The organism is Chitinophaga vietnamensis, assembly GCF_902167635.1.
In the GTDB taxonomy this organism is placed as follows: Bacteria; Bacteroidota; Bacteroidia; order Chitinophagales; family Chitinophagaceae; genus Chitinophaga; species Chitinophaga vietnamensis.
This window is the reverse complement of record NZ_CABHMS010000003.1, coordinates 1-20,945: the sequence shown is the minus strand read 5'-3', so window position 1 is coordinate 20,945 and position 20,945 is coordinate 1. Positions and strand designations below refer to the sequence as shown.

18 protein-coding genes and 1 tRNA gene are annotated in these 20,945 nt (G+C 48.9%); 9 read left to right on the top strand and 10 right to left on the bottom strand.

Features of this window, described 5'->3' with window-relative positions:
• Positions 1-26 precede the first annotated feature (26 nt).
• Complete coding sequence (locus tag FPG75_RS08225; RefSeq protein WP_143306305.1) at positions 27-758, top strand: phytanoyl-CoA dioxygenase family protein; 732 nt, start codon at positions 27-29, stop codon at positions 756-758.
• Here FPG75_RS08225 and FPG75_RS08220 read toward each other — a convergent pair.
• The 6 genes from FPG75_RS08220 to FPG75_RS08195 form a co-directional block, all read right to left on the bottom strand.
• Entirely contained in the window at positions 742-1,974 is a 1,233-nt protein-coding gene (locus FPG75_RS08220) for a sugar MFS transporter (RefSeq protein ID WP_143306304.1), read from the bottom strand. The two genes, FPG75_RS08225 and FPG75_RS08220, sit on opposite strands and share 17 nt — an antisense overlap.
• A gap of 5 nt (positions 1,975-1,979) precedes the next feature.
• Positions 1,980-4,586, bottom strand: a complete 2,607-nt coding sequence (locus tag FPG75_RS08215) for a glycoside hydrolase family 2 protein (RefSeq protein WP_161596725.1) — start codon at positions 4,584-4,586, stop codon at positions 1,980-1,982.
• A 61-nt stretch (positions 4,587-4,647) separates the two neighbouring features.
• Complete coding sequence (locus FPG75_RS08210) at positions 4,648-6,459, bottom strand: RagB/SusD family nutrient uptake outer membrane protein (protein WP_143306302.1); 1,812 nt, start codon at positions 6,457-6,459, stop codon at positions 4,648-4,650.
• A 28-nt stretch (positions 6,460-6,487) separates the two neighbouring features.
• Positions 6,488-10,036, bottom strand: coding sequence for a SusC/RagA family TonB-linked outer membrane protein (locus FPG75_RS08205; RefSeq protein WP_143306301.1), 3,549 nt, complete (start codon positions 10,034-10,036; stop codon positions 6,488-6,490).
• A 59-nt stretch (positions 10,037-10,095) separates the two neighbouring features.
• Complete coding sequence (locus FPG75_RS08200) at positions 10,096-11,115, bottom strand: FecR family protein (protein WP_143306300.1); 1,020 nt, start codon at positions 11,113-11,115, stop codon at positions 10,096-10,098.
• Positions 11,116-11,173: 58 nt separating this feature from the next.
• Positions 11,174-11,785: an RNA polymerase sigma factor gene (locus FPG75_RS08195; RefSeq protein WP_143306299.1), complete on the bottom strand. Its 612-nt coding sequence runs from the start codon at positions 11,783-11,785 to the stop codon at positions 11,174-11,176.
• A gap of 183 nt (positions 11,786-11,968) precedes the next feature.
• On the opposite strand from FPG75_RS08195, the gene FPG75_RS08190 reads away from it, so the two are divergent.
• Positions 11,969-12,042, top strand: a tRNA-Pro gene (locus tag FPG75_RS08190).
• Positions 12,043-12,220: 178 nt separating this feature from the next.
• Here the strand turns inward: FPG75_RS08190 and FPG75_RS08185 are convergent.
• Positions 12,221-12,436 (bottom strand): helix-turn-helix domain-containing protein, encoded by a 216-nt coding sequence (locus FPG75_RS08185; protein ID WP_143306298.1) that lies wholly within the window; start codon positions 12,434-12,436, stop codon positions 12,221-12,223.
• A gap of 3 nt (positions 12,437-12,439) precedes the next feature.
• Complete coding sequence (locus FPG75_RS08180; protein ID WP_143306297.1) at positions 12,440-12,976, bottom strand: DUF2975 domain-containing protein; 537 nt, start codon at positions 12,974-12,976, stop codon at positions 12,440-12,442.
• Positions 12,977-13,216: 240 nt separating this feature from the next.
• On the opposite strand from FPG75_RS08180, the gene FPG75_RS08175 reads away from it, so the two are divergent.
• Entirely contained in the window at positions 13,217-13,600 is a 384-nt protein-coding gene (locus FPG75_RS08175) for a nuclear transport factor 2 family protein (RefSeq protein ID WP_143306296.1), read from the top strand.
• 28 nt (positions 13,601-13,628) lie between these two features.
• Here FPG75_RS08175 and FPG75_RS08170 read toward each other — a convergent pair whose 3' ends face one another.
• Positions 13,629-14,462 (bottom strand): hypothetical protein, encoded by an 834-nt coding sequence (locus FPG75_RS08170; RefSeq protein ID WP_143306295.1) that lies wholly within the window; start codon positions 14,460-14,462, stop codon positions 13,629-13,631.
• Positions 14,463-14,661: 199 nt separating this feature from the next.
• On the opposite strand from FPG75_RS08170, the gene FPG75_RS08165 reads away from it, so the two are divergent.
• Together FPG75_RS08165 and FPG75_RS08160 are read left to right on the top strand one after the other, a co-directional pair.
• Complete coding sequence (locus FPG75_RS08165; protein ID WP_143306294.1) at positions 14,662-15,615, top strand: lipase family protein; 954 nt, start codon at positions 14,662-14,664, stop codon at positions 15,613-15,615.
• Between the two features lie 144 nt (positions 15,616-15,759).
• Positions 15,760-16,464, top strand: a complete 705-nt coding sequence (locus tag FPG75_RS08160) for a class I SAM-dependent methyltransferase (RefSeq protein WP_201747912.1) — start codon at positions 15,760-15,762, stop codon at positions 16,462-16,464.
• Between the two features lie 8 nt (positions 16,465-16,472).
• Here FPG75_RS08160 and FPG75_RS08155 read toward each other — a convergent pair whose 3' ends face one another.
• Positions 16,473-17,183 (bottom strand): hypothetical protein, encoded by a 711-nt coding sequence (locus tag FPG75_RS08155; RefSeq protein ID WP_143306293.1) that lies wholly within the window; start codon positions 17,181-17,183, stop codon positions 16,473-16,475.
• Between the two features lie 451 nt (positions 17,184-17,634).
• Here FPG75_RS08155 and FPG75_RS08150 point away from each other — a divergent pair, with 451 nt between their 5' ends.
• The 4 genes from FPG75_RS08150 (at position 17,635) to FPG75_RS08135 (ending at position 20,850) form a co-directional block, all read left to right on the top strand.
• Positions 17,635-18,621: a sensor histidine kinase gene (locus tag FPG75_RS08150; RefSeq protein WP_161597036.1), complete on the top strand. Its 987-nt coding sequence runs from the start codon at positions 17,635-17,637 to the stop codon at positions 18,619-18,621.
• Positions 18,622-18,641: 20 nt separating this feature from the next.
• Positions 18,642-19,343: a LytR/AlgR family response regulator transcription factor gene (locus FPG75_RS08145; RefSeq protein ID WP_143306291.1), complete on the top strand. Its 702-nt coding sequence runs from the start codon at positions 18,642-18,644 to the stop codon at positions 19,341-19,343.
• 62 nt (positions 19,344-19,405) lie between these two features.
• Positions 19,406-19,972, top strand: a complete 567-nt coding sequence (locus FPG75_RS08140) for a Crp/Fnr family transcriptional regulator (RefSeq protein ID WP_143306290.1) — start codon at positions 19,406-19,408, stop codon at positions 19,970-19,972.
• 95 nt (positions 19,973-20,067) lie between these two features.
• Positions 20,068-20,850 carry a type 1 glutamine amidotransferase domain-containing protein gene (locus FPG75_RS08135; protein ID WP_143306289.1) on the top strand — a complete coding sequence of 261 codons (783 nt, stop codon included), beginning with the start codon at positions 20,068-20,070 and terminating at the stop codon, positions 20,848-20,850.
• Positions 20,851-20,945 lie beyond the last annotated feature (95 nt).

Sequence of the window (20,945 nt, the reverse complement as noted above, 5' to 3'; positions counted from 1 at the left end):
CTCAATATTTATTGTAATCTTTGCGAATGCATCAGTCATTGTGTTCTTACCGGGAAGCATTATCCCGTGATGGTTTTACGGTTATTCCGGGGGTTTATGATACGGACGCCTGTGAGCAGATCATCTCCTTGATCAGCCGTGAAGAGGGCCAGGGGCCTGAGTTCCGTCGCTCTGCTGATCTCTTTGCGATACGCCAGCTGCTGAAGGTGATACCCGGCATTGGCCCACACTTGTTCACACCAGCGTTGCGGTCGGTGATCCGGGAATTGTTCGGGGAGGATTATTTTATTGTGAAGGCAATCTATTTCGATAAGCCAGGACAATCAAACTGGCTGGTGGCCTGGCATCAGGACCTCAGCATTTCCGTGGACCGGCAATTGCCGGTAGATGGCTTCGGCCCCTGGACGGCCAAACAGGGACAGTACGCTGTGCAGCCGCCCCTGGCGCTGCTTCAGCAAAACTATACCATCCGCATACATCTCGACGATACCGACGAGCACAATGGCGCACTGAAAGTGATCAGCGGCTCTCATGCCTGGGGTATCAGCAGGCCCGAAGCGCTGGACCTGCATGCCACACCGGCTACCAGTTGCCCGGTAGCTGCCGGCAGTATCATGATCATGCGGCCACTGCTGATGCATGCCTCTTCACGCAGCACCAATGGCCGCAACCGCCGCGTAGTGCATATCGAATTCAGCAACCAGCAACTGCCCGGAGGCCTCTCCTGGTCTGAACACTATCCTATCCCTTCGATTTAAGATCGATGGTTTTGTTGGTGATGATGGGCCTTGCCCAAATGCCAATGCTACAGATATATCCCATCGTAAGATAGAGGAAACACAGGCCGGTACGCAATCCCCAGTGATCGCCGAGCCAGCCGGTAACCAGCGGCAGGATGGCCCCGCCGATGATGCCCGTCACCAGTATGCCCGAAAACGAGCCATGGTGCGATGATACAGAGTTAAGGGCCAGGGAGAAGATCACCGGATACATGACCGAGGCAAAGAAACCCGTTAGCGGAAAGGCCACCAGCGCGGTTTTGCCGCTACCGAACAAGGCCGCAGTTAAGCTCAGGATCGCCAGTATGGTAAACCCTGTGAGCACTTTGCGGCTGTCCAGTATCTTCAGTAATAACAATCCCACTATACCGCCCGCTGTCATCAATCCCCAGAAATAGGCCACCGTATTAGCTCCTGTGGTTTGCGGATCATAATGATGGTACTCCCAGAGAAACTGGGATATCCAGTTGGCAATGCCTTGCTCTGTGCCTACATAGCAAAAGATACCGAAGAAATACAGGACCACCACCGGCTGCCGCAGCAGGTCCATATGCGTTTTGAGCGGGCCCGCCGTTTCTTCCGCGGTCAGTTCCACTTTCGGAAAGCGCGATAAGGCGATGATCAGGACCATCGCCAGGCAGATCAACACAAACAGCCAATACAACGATATCCACGACAAAGACGGCGGCACCAGACCCGCCAGCAACGGCGCACGGCCCTCATGGATGCTGCGCACCAGCCAGGAGTATACGAGCGGACTCACAAAAGAAGCCAGCCCGAAAATGAGTTGCGCCAGCACAGCATTAAAAGCGTAGTGCTCCTCTCCTCCCGCGGTGCGTAACAGCGGATTGATCACCACCTGCAACATCGCCATGCCACAACCGATCAGGAACAGCGAGATCACCGCCGTGAGGTAGTTCGGGAAAAGCGACAAAGCCAGGGAGCCGATAAACGCCACCACAAAGGCCGCGATCATGATCTTCTTCTCTTTATAACGTTCTATCAACATGCCCGCCGGTACCGACATTACGCCATAGGCAATAAAGAAAGCAAAGGGCAAGAGGGCCACCAGCGTGAGGCTCAGCCGGAACCCTTTGATGATATCCGGTATCAGCGGCCCCGTAACATTAGTGAGGAAAGAGATCACAAAAAATGTGAGCATGATCAGCCCAACGGTATAATAACTTCTTTTCATGAGGATCATTTTGGCATATTCACCGGTACGATGTTCCAGCCACTCAGGGATATCAGTGGCTTGTCGCCGGCAATGTCTTTCGTATATACGTATCCGTTAATCGTGATGCTTTCTCCCGGCAGCAGGGTGATATCATTATCCTCCCAGAATACCGGTACCACGGCTGCCTTGCTGCGCTGGCGGCGGATATCCGCATGTACCATAAAGGCCAGCTCCCGGCTGTTGTTATGCAGGGTGAGGGTAGCCAGGGTGGTATCGCCATGCTGGCGCAGCTGTTCTTTCATTGCCAATGACACGGCCGGCAGGTGTTGCAGCGCGGTAAGATCGGCGAATTGTGTTTGCGGCGTTACATACCAATTGGTTTTGGCGGTATCGAGCAGATCGGCGCGGACAGAGAGCACATAAAAGTTACGGCTGATTTCGTGCTGACCGGCTTGCAAACGGAGATCGAGGTACCAGGTACCGGCGGATGGCGTGGCGGCAGCCAGCGGCATCCGGAAGGCACCCTGGGCGGCCACCGCAGGCACTGGCAAACTTTGATCCGACAACACTTTCAACGCGGTATCGAGCACGCGCACCCGCGCGGTGAGCGCCCCGCTGACGGCGGCGGTATTGTTGATCACCTCCACACCTTTTGTTCCGTAGTTATAGGCGATGTGCAGCGGCTCCCCTGCCTTGCGGGCACCATAGAAGGCGCCCGTGGGCAGCAGGTAGTAATCGTACAGCTGCCACCATAGCTTGGGCCAGGAGGCATTGTACATCCATTGGATGATACCGGTGGCATAGGGTCTCGCGGATGCAAAAGCTTCCAGCATGGCGCGCATGCCTTCATAGTTAAGATATTGAGCTTTGCGCAGGTAATCGTTCAGGCTAACGGCAACGCCTAATCGCTGATCCATGGCATTGTTATAATAGTTGAGATTATGAAATTCGCCACGGGCGGCGTGGTACATCCAGGGGCGGCTCAGCGGCCATAAAGAATCTGCCGGTATCATCTTGCGCAGGCTCTCCAGCAGCGGCACCTGCGGACCGGGACCTGTTTCTGTATTGAAGCCGAAGGCACCGCCATTGCGCTCGTCGATGTACCAGTAATCCGGCGGCACATAGTCGTAAGGGCCGCGCATTTTCACGGCCACCGGGCCGGTGAGGGCGCTGGTATTATCATGCGCGGAGGCCAGCGCGGGGCGCGTAGGGTCATATTTTTTGAGGACATCAAGATAACGCTGTTCCAGCGCGGGCCTTGGCAGTTTGTCGCTGCCATATACCCAGAGGAATACCGAAGGATGATTACGCAACCAGATCACCTGGTCTTGCAGGGAGGCAACGGCCACATTCATCTGCTCCTCACTTTTCAGGCCGCCGTAGTCGTCGGCTTCGGAGCCGAAGTAATTGGTCCATTCCCAGGCGGCGCTCCATCCAGCCATTACGAGCAGACCTTTTTCATCACAGAGATCATAGAGATGCTGGTTGCCGCCCCAGAAGCCTTCCATGCGGATGGTGTTGAGGTTCATGTGCACGGCATATTCGATGCCGGCGCGTTCATAGGCTGGTGTGGGATCGAGCAGCATGCGGTCGGTCCAGCCACCACCGCGGATCAGCAGCTTTTTACCATTGAGCGTATAGCCGCGGTGCCCCTGTGCATTGATGTAATCGCCAACGGTACGGATACCGAAACGTATTTTTCGTTGGTCCGATACCGTTAGTCCTTCTTTAAAATGCAGGGTAAGCTGGTACAGTTCCGGTTTGCCGAGGTCGCGGGTCCACCAGAGGCGGGGATGATCGATTGTTATGCTATCAAAGACAACTGTTTCAGTGGTATGGGGAGATAAAGTTATTTTTTTAGAGAGATGGATGCCGGCGCCGATCTCCCCTTCCAATACGCCACTCCTGGGTTGATCACTGTGATTGGTAAGCTGCGCACTAACGGTAAGGGCTGCACGCTTCAGGGTGGCGGTATCCACGCTGGTTTGCACAAAGGGCTGCGAGATGGCTAGCGGGCCGCTCAGCAGCAGGTGTACATCGCGCCAGATGCCCATATTGCGGTCGGGCGGTGCGGGGTTCCAGTCCACGAAACCGAGTGTAGGTTCGCCGGGGCCGGGGGCGGTCACTTTCACGAGCAGGATATTCCTGCCGGGATGCACGGCTTTGCTTACATTGAGCAGGAAGCGCCGGAAGCCGCCGCGCAATGAATCGCTTTGTATGATGAGCTGCCCGTTCACCCACACATCTGCGCGGTAGTTGATGCCATTGAAACGCAGGCTGGCTACCTGTCCGGCCGGAAGGGCGGGCAGGTCAAATTCCGTGCGGTACCACCAGGGCGCCTTGAATGGCTCTTTCGGGATGCGTTCCATATTGTTGTCGAAGAACACATCCTTGTATACGCTGTCTGCCACGAGGGCGCCCATCACGGTGCCGGGTACGGCCGCGGGATACCAGCCTTTGGCGGGGAAGGCAGGGCCGGATAATACGGATACCGGTTCACTCACGTCAACGGATGTACGTATTTTCCAGTTGCGGTCGAGGGTCCTGTCTTCCACCAGCCAATGCTGTTGCGCCTTTGCAGGCAGGGCGAGGGCGGTCAGGAGAGTGAGATATAAATAGTTTTTTGTCATGATTGCTGCTTTGGCCATTAAAGCGAAAGAAGCCCTTGAAGCGCTTTGAGCGCTTCAAGGGCTAGTAGCCCTGGTTCTGTTTCAATACCGATACGCCATTCTTCACGCTCAGGTCTATCTGGCGTTGCGGAATGGGGAAATATTCATTTTTGTTGGCGGTAAAGCTGGCGCCTTTCAGATCGGAAGTGATGGTAGTTTCGTATGCGAAGAAGCTGTTGAGTGTGGTGGCGGCGAGTTTCCAGCGTACGAGGTCGAAGAAGCGGTGCCCTTCCATCGCCAGTTCCAGCTTGCGTTCAAAGTAGATGGCTTTGAGTGCATAGTCTTTGCCCTTGGCAGCGAAAGTACCTGCCGGATAGGTAGACACTTTATAATTGGCGGCCGGCGTATTCGTATAGCCTTGCAGCGGATTGGCGGGATCGGTATAGATATACACCCATCCGGCAGGATTCATGGCGCGGGCCCGCACGCGGTCTACATATTGTTGTGCAACGGTGAGGTCGCCGGTTTGTGCATGGCATTCGGCGGCCATCAGCAGCACATCGGCGAAGCGGATCATCACATAGTTGATCGCATTGCCGGGCGCCCATCCGCTGGGATCGTAGTATTTATTTTGGGTGGCCTGCATATACACATTTTTCTTGGGGGAATAAGGTCCTGCGGAGCCCTGGCTGCGGATCCAGGTGGCGCCGGGATGGTTGCCCCAATCGAGGTAGGGAATGCCACGGCGGCCTACGGTCCAGTCGAGGCGCGGATCGAGGTTACCATTATCCGGCGTAAAGGGATCGGTGCTGGCGAGGCCCATATCATTCTTCACCGCATATTGGTTGTAGTTGTCGAGATAAGGCAGGCCATTGGCATCGGTACGGTAAGAGTTCACGAGGTCCTGCGTAGGCTGATAAAAGCCGCAGCAGCTGAAAGGCCCGCCATAAGGGTAGTTGAGCATATCGCCCTGGTTGGCATTGGCCGTGCCGCCGGAACCGTCGTTGGCGCTGTATTGTACAGAGAACACCGATTCTTCGTTGTTCTTGGTAGCGGCATCGTAGTTGTCATGGAAATTGGCTACCAGGTTGAAAGGCACGCCCTTGGTGTTTACGCCGCTGTTGATCACTGCATCGAAGAGCGGCATGGCGTCGGTATATTTGTACTGGTAGAGATAAGTTTTAGCGAGATAGGCCGCAGCAGCCCATTTGTTGGCACGACCTACTTCATTCTGTTTTTCGTTCAGGTTTTCGTAGGCGAATTTAAAATCCGCTTCTATCATCGGCCAGATGTTCTTGTCGTTCGGAATCTTGTACTGGTCTGCATTCAGGTGGGCGAAGTCGGTATTGGTCTCATCCATCCATGGCACATTGTTAAACATCTTCTTCAGGTCTGAATAAAAATGACCCCGCAAAAAGCGGGCTTCTCCCGCCACTTCTTTCTTCTCCCCATCGCTCATATCTTTTACATTGGGCAGCAGGTGCAATACGAAATTGCAGCGGCGGATACCTTCATAGTTCACGCGCCATTTATCATTGAAGAAGCCATTGCTGGGGATGCCGGCAAACATGGCGATAGACAGGGCCGTGGCGGCATCATCGGGAGAACTGCCTTTGTGTGCATCGCCGCCGCATACGCTGCCATAGATCCAGTTATCAGGAGATACCACGTAGCCGCTGCCGCCGGAGAGATTGACCATATCGGCGTTAACGAAATCCTGGCCGTCGATAGCCCCGTAAATGCCTACCAGCAAGGTGTTCACGCCTTTCTTGCTGGTGAGCTGCGCTTCGTCAAGCGCGGATTGTGGCCGACGTTCGAGGAAACTTTTACTACAGCTGGAAAAAGTGATAGCGGCCACTACTGCTGCGCTGAATAATATATGAAGAGATTTCATGATCGTTCGTTTTTAAGTGATACCATTATTAAAAACCCAGATGCACACCTACGAGGAACTGGCGTTGGTTGGGATATCCGCCTTCATCCACACCGAAGTCGGTTACGCCGGAGCCATTGATCTCGGGATCAAGGCCGGAGTATTTTGTGATGGTGAAGAGGTTGGCCGCCTGCACGTATACACGTAGTTTTTCGATATGCAAACGTTTCAATGCGCTGGCAGGCAGCGTATATCCCAGCTGCATATTTTTACAACGGAGATAGGCGCCATTTTCCACCATATAAGAATTGGGCACGCCGCTGGTGCTGGCATAGCCATTCACTTCCTGGATGGGCGCTTTGGCATCGTGATGGTCGGGACGCCAGGAATCATACAAAGCAGTTTTGCTTTTTGCGCCTTCGAAGGAGGCATAGAAATCGCGCCACCAGCGCACGTTGTTCCATATCTGGTTGCCATGTGTGCCAAAGAGGAACATGCTGAAATCAAAAGCCTTGTAGGTGATGCCGATGTTGATGCCATAGGTGAAATCGGGGTTAGGGTTACCGAGGAAGGTACGGTCGTTGGCGTCTATCTTGCCATCGCCGTTTATATCTGCATAACGGAATCTTCCCAGGCCCTCGTCTGTCTGGTAGGTAGCGTTAGGATCGTTCATCGCTTTTTGCGCCTGTGCATCGGCTGCCGCTATCTCTGCTGCGCTGTTCCAGAAGCCGATCACTTTATAACCGAAGAAAGAGGAAACCGGGTGCCCTACGGCGTTGCGGATGATATTGCTGCCACCGAAACGGCGGGCGTCTGAATCGAAATAATCTACGCCATCGGCGATCTTGAGTATCTTGTTACGGTAGGTGGTGAAGGTACCGGAAACACTCAGCTTGAGATCTTTGGTCAAATCGGAATGCCAGCCTGCGGAGAAGTCGAAGCCATCGTTCTGCATGCTCGCAATATTGACATACGGCGGGATGGCAGTGCCTGCAAGGCCCGGCAGTTCCGGGTTGTAGAGCAGGTCGCGTATATTTTTGCGGTAATAATCGGCAGTGAAATCGAAATGCCCGTGGAAGAAAGTAGCATCGATACCGATATTGGCATTGCCATCGCTTTCCCATTTCGCATCGGGATTGCCGATCTGCAGCCCTGCAAAGCCGGGCGTAAGACCGTTGGACACGCCACTGAGATCATAGTAAGAAGAGCTGCGTTTACCGCCATACAAAGAATAACCATTGTTAACGCCGAGATTGAGCTGGTTGCCCATGATGCCCCAGCCACCGCGGAGTTTCAGGTCGGAGATCCAGCTGATCTTCTTCATAAATTCTTCCTGTGAAATGCGCCATCCTGCCGATACTGCGGGGAACCAGCCAAAGTGGTTGCCGCTGAGGAAACGGGAGGAGCCATCGCGGCGGATGGTGGCGCTTAACAGGTATTTATCCGCATAGGAATAGTCCAGCCGGCCGATCAGCGAAGTAAGGCCATCGTTGGAACGCAGGCTGTAATTGGTTTGCGTGCCGGTGCCGGTGCTCAGATCCGGAAAATCAGGATCGAAGGTGAAATAATCTTTCGTGGTGCCGCCTACCTCGCGGCTATGATGATCGTAGGATTCATAGCCTGCCAGCACTTTCACATCATGTACCCGGTTGATGAGCTGATGGTAGGTAAGCGTGTTGGTCCAGGTCCAGTCGTAGTTGTTAGTAGCGCTCTCCGTATAGGAGTTGACGTTAGCGTTCTCTTTATTTTCGTATTGCGGATAGGTAAAAGAATGATTCCAGCCGGAAGATATCTGTCCGCCGAAGCTGGTTCGGAAAGTAAGATGTTTCAGGAAATCTACTTCGCCAAAAACGTTACCGAACAAACGGGTGTTGAGCCCTTTGTTGTTGCGGGTGCGGTATTGCATGGCTACGGGGTTGAAGGCATCGCCGAGGTCGTCGGGTTTGGAGCCGGCGAAATTGCCTTTGATATCATACACGGGGATGATGGTTTGTTCACGCATGGCGTGGCCGATCACCGCATCCGATGAAAGCTCGGTTACAGAAGGGTTTTCAGTCATGGAGAAGGCCAGGTTCTCTCCTACCCGGATATTATCGCGGATATTATATTGTGTGTTGGAGCGGACAGTATATCTCTTGAGATAAGTATTCATCAGGGTACCCTGCTGATTAAAATAACTGAGGGAGAAGAGATAATTACCTTTCTCGCCGCCGCCGGATACCGCTACGTTGTGGCTGGTGATGGACGCCGGGCGGAACACTTCGTGGTACCAGTCGGTACCGGCCTTGTTGGCTCGCACGATCTGGTAGAAATTATTATAGTCGTTGAGATCAGTATAATCCGGGTTCACATAATACTTGGCGGGGTCCACTGCGGGATCGCCTTCTTTGGCGCCCATTGGCAGGATATAGTCTGGCAGCACGGGTTTCGGGCCGTTACCATAGAGCGCGTCGCTGGGGTCCATGCCGGAATTTTTATAGGCCAGCCAGCGGAGATTGGCTCGTTCCTGCGGATCGAGGGTATTCCATACGTTGCCATGTTTGGGATATTGGCGGCCATAGTAGCCATCGTATTTTACAGATATCTTGCCCTGGCCGCGGCGGGTGCTGATGATGATCACGCCGTTGGAGGCGCGTGCGCCGTAGATAGAGGCGGCGCCGGCATCTTTCAGTACCTGTGCATTGGCCACATCGTTGGGGTTGAGATCGGAAATATCGGTGGTGGGCACGCCGTCTACCACAAACAAGGGCGCGTTATTACCAAAGGTGTTAACGCCGCGGATGCGCACCTGTGGCGTTTCTCCGGGCTGCCCCGAGCCTATCACGGTAACGCCGGATACTTGTCCTTGCAATTGTTCCGTTACCTGTGCGCTGGGCTGCTTCACGAGGTTTTCAATATTCACAACCGCAACGGAGCCGGTGAGGTCTTTCTTTTTCTGGGTGGTATAGCCGGTTACTACGATCTCGTTGAGGGCGCTGGCGCCTTCTTTCATGGTGACGTTGATCACCGGTCTATCGTTAACGGCTATACGCTGTGTTTCAAACCCGATGAAAGATACTTCGATCTGTTCTTCGGGGCGACCGGGGGCATTGAGCGTATAGGCGCCATCGGGGCCGGTAACGGTGCCGATGCTGGTGCCGGGGATCTTCACCGTTACGCCGGGGAGGGGATTGCCTTTATCATCTTTCACCACTCCTTTAAGCAGGTGTTGCTGCATGGGCGATGGATGCGCCGCAGCGGCGGGCGATGGCGATTTCTCCGTCACCATATAAAAATGCTCCCTGATCTTTTCAAAGTGCAGGTTGAAGGGCGCGAGCACTTTCAGCAGCGCTTCTTCCGGCGATTGAAACGATGCTACCGATACCTGGATCTTTTTACTTTTGACCAGGTTACTTTTGTAAGCGATCGATACGCTGAAGCGTTCTTCGATCAGGTGCAATACTGTTTTCAGGGACGTTTCATCTGGCTGCATATCCGCGAGATGCTTATCCGCAGGGCCTTTGTCGGCATTAGCAGCGAGGTCTTGCGCGGCGGCGTTATAACACAGGAAGTACAGGGCTAATGATGGCATTAGCAGCACACGTAAACCTTTTTTCATGTGAACAGGTTTTAACGATGAAGAATAACGATCAGCAACAAGTGCTGTATTTTGGTTGTTTATTTTCTTTGTATCCAGATATCATCCTGCTGTTGACGATAGTGAATGGGAAACACTTTTCCGAGTTGCGCCATCATGGTATCAGCGTTGTAGATGATCGGCATGGAGCCAGACACCTTATAACGCAGGAGGGCGGAGTCTTGTACAATGAATTTTTTACCGAACACCTGCTGCATGAATCCGGCGGCATCCGCCAGGGTAAAGTCTTCCATGATCAGCTTGCCCGTATGCCAGGAGGTGTAGCGGATGGCATCTACAGAACTTTTCGTATAGTCGCCATCCTGTTTGTTATAGCATACCATCTCTCCGGGTACGAGCGACAGCTCCGCTTCTTTCTTGCCGGCTGTTGCCTCGATATGCAGGCGGATGCTTCCCTGTTGCAATACTACTTTGATATCTTTACCCCTGCTGTTGACGTTGAATTGTGTGCCCAGCACTTCCACGCTAAGGTGATCGAAAGTATGGACGATGAATTTTTGTTGAGATGATTTATGTTTTACGTGGAAGAAGGCTTCGCCGTCGAGCCATACTTCGCGGGTTTTACCATCCGTATAGAGCAGCCTGGAATCCGCGTTGAGCGTCACTTCCGAGCTATCGGGCAGCATCCAGGTGCGGGTTTCGCCGAGGCTGGTATGCGTGCTGAAGAGCGCCGGTTCCTGCGCGGGATGCGTATACCACCACCCTGCGGAGATGGCGGCGCCGATGATCACGGCGGCGGCATACTTCCACCACTGGCGCCAGTGGCCGTGTTGCGAGGGCCTGGCCGCTACTGATTCGTGGCCATCCCGGATGGCTTCCCACAGTTGTTCCTTTTCCTCTGGCGGCAGCTGGTAATCACGGAAGCGGATCGATGCTACGAGGCGTCGGGCTTCCTGTACCGTACTTTCTTTTTCAGGATACTGCCGCAGCCAGTTTTCCCAGAACACATGATGCGCTTCCGGATGGAGCACCCATTCCTGGAAATCCTCATCCAGCGCTAGTTCGCTGGCATTGTACAGATGATAGTTCCTGGCTGCCAAGTGTATGCTTTTTAACAGAGAGCAGGAGATGTGAAAAATCTCATCACTTTTTTAAAAATTATTTTCCGAGGAGGAAGAAGAGGATGGGCAGGCTGATCGTTTTCCGGAGGATGGCGATGGCTTTGGAGATGGTATTATAGACAGAATCTACTTGCATGGCCATCACGTTGGCCACTTCCTGGTAGCTGAGGTTCTGGTAAAAGCGGAGGTAGACGGCTTCGCGCTGTCTTCTGGACAGCGCTTTGAGGGCTTGTTGGAGCAGTCGTTGTTGTTCCGCAATGGTCTCTTCCTGTATAAGTTGATTTTCTTTGGGCTGTGAGAGATCAAATTCGAAGGCGTCCCAGTTGTGGTGATGGTGGTAGCGGCGATCGTGCTGCAATGAGCGCAGGAGCCGTCTTCTGAGGCTGCTGATCAGGTAATAGCGGATGTTCTGGATATTGGCGGAGAGGTGTTCGCGGCTGGCCCAGAGATCCTGGAAGAGGTCCTGGAGGCAGTCTTTCACCCGGTTATTATCCTGGCAAAAGTGCATGCCATAATGAAAGAGGTCATCTACATGCGCTTCATAGATGGCTGCGAGCGCCTGGCGGTCGCCTTGCTGGAAACGCGCCCATAGGGCGGCCTGGGCGGCCACGACCTGCATATTTGTACGAGCGGCGTTCGCTTCTTTCATGCTGTTATGTTGGTTGATAAAATCCCGGGGATTAAAGCTGGTTATTTATTTTCAGAACTGCAAATTTTTTTGCCGTTGATTGATTTGAAATTTTTTTAAAAGAAAATGTGTTCAAAATTTTTAAAAATCAAATATTTACCTACTTTTGCATCCCCGTCAAACGGGAACACACCGGAAAATTTTCGGGACGTAGCGCAGCCCGGTAGCGCACTTGCATGGGGTGCAAGGGGTCGCTAGTTCGAATCTAGTCGTCCCGACAGAAAAAGCCCGCAATCTTCAATGATTGCGGGCTTTTCGTTGATATGATCTAAACTGTGGGTTTCACCATAACTGGTGAAGCAGAAATCAGATTAAATCATGACGCTTTTGTCATTTTGTGCGCTTACACCAGAGCAGTAATAAAACCGACGATATAAATATCGCTTCACAATCTCATTAGTTCTCGCTTTCTTCTACATATTCTAAAATATCCGCTGGCTGACAGTTAAGTGCTTTACAAATAGCTTCCAAGGTGCTAAATCTTATGGCTTTTGCTTTTCCGGTTTTTAAGATAGAAAGATTAGAAAGTGTCAGCTCAACTTTTTCTGACAGCTCATTAAGCGACATTTTTCGCTTGGCCATCATTACATCTAAGTTTACAATGATTGGCATAGCTTAAACAGTTAGATCGTTTTCGTTTTGAATATCTACTCCTTTTTTAAAAATCGTAGCAATAATATAAATTACAGCTCCCATCAAAATAAACGCTTCGCTGTCTGCCCAAAATTGGTTTAGGTTGTCGGTAACGAAACCCTGACGCGCTAAATTTTCGCCCAATTGCCTGGCAATGTAACTTAAGAGGCCTATTGAAAGGGTGAAATAACTAATTTGGGAAATTTGCCTGGCAACAAAAACGTTAAACGGTTTTGACAGATCTATTTTGTGCATTAGCCTGATGACTATGTAGAATAAACAAGCTTTCAAAATTGAAATGATTAGAATAAAACTGTAGATACCAAAAAAAGCTAATCTACTGTTCTTATACATTTCAGTTAAGTCCAGCTTCTGATAAAGGTTTTGGATAAATTCAGGCTTATACAAACTAAAAAAGAAATTTACTATTAAGCCTCCTGCTTCAATAGACAAGCCTACGAAAATGAGCCAAGCCACGATATACAGGCCCCAAAATACGAAGTTGTTTGTTTTAGACATGATTATTGAATTTTTGGAACGACAGTCAAAAATAATAAAAATTTATCGATAAACAATATATTTTTTTCAATAATCAAAAAAAAATACTTATTCCCTGCTCTGGCAAATTATTGCTATGAGAGATGGCTTACATCGCATTTCACAAGACGGCAATCTTGATACTATACATCTACCATAATTTTGTTTTGCAGGTAATATTTGGCGTTTTGAAAACAATACTTGTAGATTTGCAAAAAAACCATGGAAACCCTAGCAAGTAAAATCGGATCAGAAGAAGAAAAACATTTGATCCAACAGACACTCAACAATTATCTTCAGGGACGCCCGGTAAAAGACATCGAAAGACTCCGGGCCGCCTTTCACCCCGACGCAAATATCAGGGCCATCGTAGATGGAAAGCTGGTTCAATGGACAGTGCCGCAATACCTCGATCTGGTTGCCCAGGCAGCATTACAGGATTGCGAGCCTGAACTGCTTTCCTATTCCTGGGATGGAGATACCGGATCAGCTTACGTACAATTGACTTTTGCCACCTTCCGATTTATCGACCGGTTTAACCTGGTGAAGTTAGATGGTAAATGGCAGATTGTGGATAAGGTCTCTTATCGTCAGGAACTGCAATAAACCAACACGAATACTAAAAAGCCTCGCATTACTGCGAGGCTTTTTCATTCATCAAAAAGTTGTTGACGGCGTTATTCAGTTGGGCCGTGAACATATCTTCCGGCTTCTTATCCTGCCATTCGTTGGCATGTATGTGATACGCTTCCTCATTGAATGGTTCACCGTTGATATCAAACACAGGCCCCAGCATACTGATTATTTCCGCTTCCGGAACATCTTTCAGTGCAGTGAGGGAAAGGGCTTTTATCAATTCCGACAAATCCGCCGCAGTTCCTCCCCATGGCAGCCTGCCGGAATTTTCAGGTGCGGGAGTTTCCAGTGTTGATATGTGGCGGGCCAACTGTTTAGCCAAATGGCAATCCCTTACAAACAGGGCCAATTGCTTTACCCAGCCCTCCCCTGCTCTTTCTATCTCAAGTACATAGAACGGATGATTAATAAGCACGCTGTTAGTAAATACCCATTCTTTTTCATTTATTCTCTTCAGTTCTTCTTTTAAAGACTGCACCCCGCCTGTTGTGAAGTCGGTAGATGAATGGACAAGATCATCCAGTGCGGCGTCAAAGTCAAGCCACGCTGATACTGGCGGCACGTACCAGAGATCAGGGAGATCGTCACTTTTCATATATCTTCTTACTTCCTGCACACGCCCGTAGAGGGTATTTGATTCCGCCGTCAGCCACTCTGATAATTCTTTTGACCTTATATTTTTTTGATCACGCGCGTAACGTTCGTATAGATCCCGGGCGGTTTGAAAATACCTGTTAATCCGCCATTCATTATCTGTTGCAAATTCCAATTTGTATGATAATTCCTTGTACCAGTTAATATAGCTATCTATGTCTAAATGCTGAAGTCCCATTAAATAAAGGCGATTAAAATTTGTTTAGTTCTTTCTTATCGCCGGTAATTTACATTATTATCTCTCAGCACTGTCCCTTATTATTAAAAATCTATGCAAAAAAATATTGCGCAGGATCAGAAAAATACATTAGTTTGCAGTCCTTACAATTTATACCTCAATAACCAATTTATTCTTCATCCTCAAAAACCATTTTTCTATGGAAGCTCAAATTCAAGCCCAAACCCAAGTCCAGTCCGTGTCCGTTTCCCTGCCAGCAGCCATCAAGTACGCCAAACTCGTCGATCTGGCAGACATTATTTACAAACAGGCCGTGGCCAATAATGATACGGCCACACAGCAAAACCCATCCCTGCAGGCGTATAAGGATATCTGTAACAATTCGGCCTTCCAGTTGCTGATAGACAAAGACTTTCTGACCAACTACAATGTGTTGTACAATGTACAGGCGATAGAGAATAAAATCCCTGTCTATTTTGGTTTTATAGCGCAGCATAAGAGCTCTTCAGATTATGTGATCGCGATCCGCGGTACAGAAAGCCAGGCTGAATGGGGTTCAGACTTCTTTATCGTTCCAACAACCTTTAATGAGTTCAACAACAACGCGCAAGTGCCAAGCGGGTTCTACAATCTTTATGAAACATGCCAGATCGTATCACCTGCTGGTTCTGGTAATCCTGTCTTGTTGAAAACTGTTGCGGCTAATCCGGCAGCATATATGAAAGACGCGGCAAAGGTGAGCACTGTGGTGGCAGGTCATAGCCTGGGGGCCACGCTGGCTACCTATTATGCTGCGGCAGTTTCTGTTGGTCAGGGCAAAGGGATATCCCTTAGTGTGTATACTTATGCATCGCCGATGACAGGGGACATCAATTTTAGCCAGTTGTTCAACAAGAACATCCCGAAAAGCTACCGGATATTTAATATCCCGGATAATGTTCCCAACCTTCCGCAATGGTTTGAAAACAAAACTAACATCTATACCCAGGTAGCCACCGGCTCTGTAGTGGATTCAACAAACGACAAAAATGTGACCACCGGCGCCGGCTGCGCACACCAGCTACCAGTTTACCAATATTTACTGGAGAAACTTGGCGGCAATGTGAACCCGGATATTCTGAGCGCCGGATTTTGCAAGTGTAAAAATCAATAAAACTTATAACAAAGGGAGAAGCCTTACAACATTGAGTTGTAAGGCTTTTTTCTGTCTACCCCATTCAATGCGCACAGGCCGATATATTTTAAAGGAAAAACGCTTTACAAGATGTAACTTCATATCCTCCTAAACCCCTATTTCATGACCTCTTCACAAAAAACAAACTACGGCATCGATGCGCCCAATGTGATCAGAAATCTTTTTATTATCGGTGCGATCCTTTTTATCATACCATTTTTCTTTCCTTATATCTATGTTAGCTGGATGATCTTTCCCGGCATCATCTTTATACTGGAAGCGATACTGATGCTTGCTTATTCATTATATGGCAAATTTGCGCATCGCGATCGCATGCTGAACAAGATCAGCTGGAAAGGCAATGAACAAGTGCTGGATGTAGGCACCGGCAAAGGTTTGCTGATGATCGGCGCCGCTAAAAGACTGCGCACCGGCAAATCCATCGGCATAGATATCTGGAATGCGGAAGACCTCACCGGCAACCATCAGCAGAATGCATGGAAGAATGCCACCATCGAAGGTGTTGCAGAAAAGATAGATATCAGGAATGAGAACGTGATGAAGATGAACTTTGCCGATAACACTTTCGATGTGATCCTCTCGAATCTTTGTTTGCATAATATCTACAACAAAGAAGGCAGACGCACCGCCTGCGAAGAGATCAGCCGTGTACTGAAGCCAGGCGGCACCGGCATCATCTCCGATTTCAGGCATGGCAAAGAATATAAAGACAACTTTGAAGCTTTGGGCCTGCAAACAACGGCTTACAGGCCCAATTACTTCAGCACCTTTCCGCCATTGCGGATATTGGTGATCAAAAAATTGTGATCAACTGATCAAAGGGTAAGCACTCTTGTAAAAGCCTGTGCCCCCGGGAAAGTGGTAAACTTATTCAGTAACACGCCATATCTTCCGGCAGCCAGTGAAGAATAAGAAAGCTGTGCCCCTGGCGCGATCATCTGCGCCGGATAAAGTATAGTGTTAGACGGATAAGATGTCAGCCCGGAATAAATGGGAAAGCTAAAGTTATTCTTGATGGTGATCGTTCCTGAAGGCGAGCTGGTTTGAGTAAGGGTAACATTGTTGCTGGCGCTGGGTCCTACATCATAACCTTTCATCACATCATGATGCAGGGAAGATGTGCTGACCGATCCGTCTGAACAGGTGAGCGTCAATTGAACATCCCATGTTTTCAAAGCGTCTATACCAGAAGCAAAGGTAATGATACTGCTGGTGGGCGCCGCGATGGTATAATTTGTAAACGGAGCGGTAGAATTATATTCTTTATATCCCACTACCGCAGAAGACCAGCCAGTACTGTTGATCTGTATACCAAGGGAATTAGCCGGCCTGTCTGTTGGTCCGCCCTCATATACACCGAAACTTTCCGCATCGCAGGTTCCTAAAATGGCGACATCTTTAGCTACGTTCTTTTTATCAGTGGAAGGGTCTTTTAATTTCAGGTTTTCAGCATCGTTTCTAATACAGGCGGTCAGGAAAAAAACAGGTATGATCCCAAGGATCAGGATAGCAAATAACTTTTTCATGTGAAGGGTTTAAGTACGATAATAGGTATGTATCATTGATGAAAATAAGTAGTTGCACTGCATTTATTTGTCCATCGATATTTTCGGGCTTGCGGAAAATGCGCGAAGCCCATCCATGCTTTCGAAATAGCCAACGTTTCTTGCTACAAAAGGTTTGAACCGCGAATCAATATGAAATAAAATATTTATATTTATTGCTACACAACATTTCTGTTGCACCTAACAAGTTTTACATGAGAATAATGGCGTTTGTCCCGAGAATAACCCTATTCAGCTTTTTTGTCTGACTTTTTCAAACAGCTTGGATAATTTTAATTTAAGCTGACCAAAGTATTAAGCCTGACATAGAACCAAGCTATGAAATAAACGCCTGGCCGGCATTTATCAACAACCACTTTTCTAATAACGAACAGAGATGACCGGAAAAAAAATATCAAAGGGGACAACAGTTGTGTTACATACAACATTCTGGACAGCATTCGTCACCATTAACACGCTTATCCTCTATGTCCAGAATAAGGGCGTAGGCGTTAGCCTGCTCGACGCATTCGTGAAATACTCCACTGCCATCATGATTTTCTATGCAGGTGCATTATTGCTACTACCCAATTATCTTGCAAAGAAAAAATATTTTTTATTTGCCATCTTCACCATCCTGGTGTTGGTTGCCACCTTCAGCATCAAGTATATGCTATTCAAAACAGTATACCCCAGATTCGGGTACCCTCCCCTGCCTTATGATATCCCTTCTTTTTTTGCGATGCACTTATGGTGGTGGTTTCATTATACTTTATTTGCTTTGGGGTTCTGGTACGCAACAGAAGCCGCCGCCATCGAAAGAAAGCGGGCGAACATCGAAAACGAAAGGCTCAAAATGGAATACGCCTACCTGAAGGCCAGAATAGATCCGCACTTTTTGCACAACGCGCTCAATGTATTCTATTCGCAAGCCTTGAGAGTATCGCAGGAGTTGGCGGAAAATATCATTACCCTGGCTGACTTCATGAGATATTCAGCAACAGGTTCGGATGCTGACGGGAAAACACACGTTGGCGAAGAAGTTGAACAGATCAACAAATTAATTGCCCTCAATAAATTAAGATTTAACGATAATATCGACGTTCAGTTCAATACAGATCCTGCCTGTTACAGAAAGAAAGTGATCCCTTTCCTCCTCATTACATTGGTGGAAAATGCATTCAAGCATGGCGATATAAAACCTCAAAGTCCATTAAAAATAGACCTCTTTCTAAATACAGAAAACCATTTACAGATGCTGATTTCCAACAGAAAAGCGACGCGGCCCAACTGGCAGTCGTCGGGGATAGGGCTATCAGATATAAGGAAACGTCTTGCCATTGAATACGGGAATGAATATAATCTCGATGTACAAAGCGAAGAAGATTTCTTCAGTGTAAGCCTCTCCATCCCATGTTAAACCTTAAACTATTTTGAACGATGATCCGCTGTCTTATTATCGATGATGAAAAAAGCGCCATAGATGTGCTGGCGCATCATATCAGCAAAACGGAAAACCTGCAGCTGGCCGGCAGTACGCTTAGCGCATTGGAAGGTTTATCGCTCATTCAGCAAGGGGAATTCGACCTCGTATTCCTGGACATACAAATGCCGGAAATGACTGGCCTGGAAATAGCCAGGATCGTCCATGACAAGTGCAAGATCATATTCACTACCGCCTACACCGAGTATGCCATTAAAGGATTTGAATTCGGCGTGGTAGATTTCCTGGCGAAACCTATCCCGCTTTCAAGATTTTTAATGGCTGTAGAAAAAGTGATGACGCCCTTCAACCGGGAAAAACCCAAGGAAGAAGAATATATGTTTGTCCAGGCTGGCGCCAAAGGCCGGATATTTAAAGTTAATTTTTCAGATATCTATTATATCGAAGCCATGAAAAACTGCGTGGCAATTTTTCATCGCGATGAAAAATTAATTGTGAGAGGCACCTTCAAGGATATCGAATCGAAACTCCCGCCAGGCTTATTACTCAGGGCACACAGAAGTTTTTTTGTAGCCGCTTCGAAGATCATAACGATTGAACAATCCGCCGTACATTTTGGCGGCAATATCAGGCCCGTACCGATCGGAGAACATTATAAAACCGCTTTCTATGCCGCCATCAGCAAAAAAGTGATGTAATATTTCCATATCTTGCACTCTTTGCATCAGCCTTGTAAAAGGCTGAATTAACGAGACTAAAAATGAGCGCACAGCTAAGGCAACATATTGAAAAAATCACCCCGCTCACAGACAGCGAGTTTGAATATATCTTATCACATTTTACTGCGAAAAAATATAAAAAGCATCAGTTCCTCGTTCAGGAAGGCGAGCTTGTATCTAACGAATTTTTTGTTACCAAAGGGCTCCTGAAAGCATCCTACACCAATCCTGACGATGGCAAAGAGCATATCCTGCAATTCGCCTGGGAGGATTGGTGGATCACGGACTACCAGGCATATTTCAATGAAACAAAGGCCAGTCTGAGCATCGACTGCATCGAAGAGGTAGAAGTGCTCTGCCTGTCATTGTATAACAGAGAAAAAATATGTGCAGACCTGCACAAAGTCGAGCATTTTTTCAGGAGAAAATTGACCACCGGCTATGTATCGCTACAGCGGCGGATCTTGTCATTATTGAACAGTTCAGCGGAAGAACGTTACCATCAACTGCTGGCTACCTACCCGCAGCTTTTCCAAAGAGTACCGAAGACATTGATCGCGTCCTATTTAGGTGTTTCGAGAGAAACACTGAGTCGCCTTTCCAGGTAGTGTGACATACCTCACACCAAATTTGTGACCTGGTTCCTGTGCCACTATCCCATTTGTAAAGATTTTTACATCGTCAAATCAATGCATTCAAATGTATGAAAAAGGCAATGTTATCTATTGCAATTGGCTTGTTCGCTATGGCTGCCACTATCTGGCATCCGGCGGCGGCACAAACGAAAAAACATGTAAACAAAATGGAAAGGAAAATTTTATTTGTGGTGACCAGCCATGATCAAAAAGGCAAAACCGGGGAGCCCACCGGTTACTATCTTGCAGAAGTATCACATCCCTGGGAGGTGCTTCATCAAGCGGGATATGAAATTGATTTCGTCAGCCCTAAAGGCGGCAAAGCGCCTGTGGATGGATTCAATCTTGAAGATCCTGTCAACAAAAAATTCTGGGATGATCCCATCTATCGTGAAAAAACAGCGCATACCATGAAACCCGGTGAAGTAGATCCTTCAAAGTATGCCGCCATTTTCTACGCCGGCGGACACGGCGCCATGTGGGACCTTGCAGATGATACTACGCTCGCTGATATCGCAGGAAAGATATATGAAGCAGGCGGCATCGTCAGCGCTGTTTGCCATGGCCCCGCAGGCCTTGTGAACATCCGGCTGAGCGATGGCAAATACCTGGTAGCTGGTAAGAAGATCAATGCATTCACTAATGAAGAAGAAACGGCGGTAAAGCTAAACGACGTTGTTCCTTTTCTCCTCGAAGATAAATTAATCGCACGGGGAGCCATCTTTGAAAAGTCTGGCCTCTGGCAGAAGCACGTGGTGACAGACCAGAGAGTGATCACAGGACAGAACCCCGCATCAGCGCAGGGCGTTGGAGAAGCGATCCTGACAGCGCTTCAACAAAAGGACAAATAACCGAAGCAAGAATGTATAAAGGGGCAGGCCCCGCGATATCGCGAGGCCTGCCCCCTTATACATTCTCCTAAGATACTAAAAATACACATCCCCAA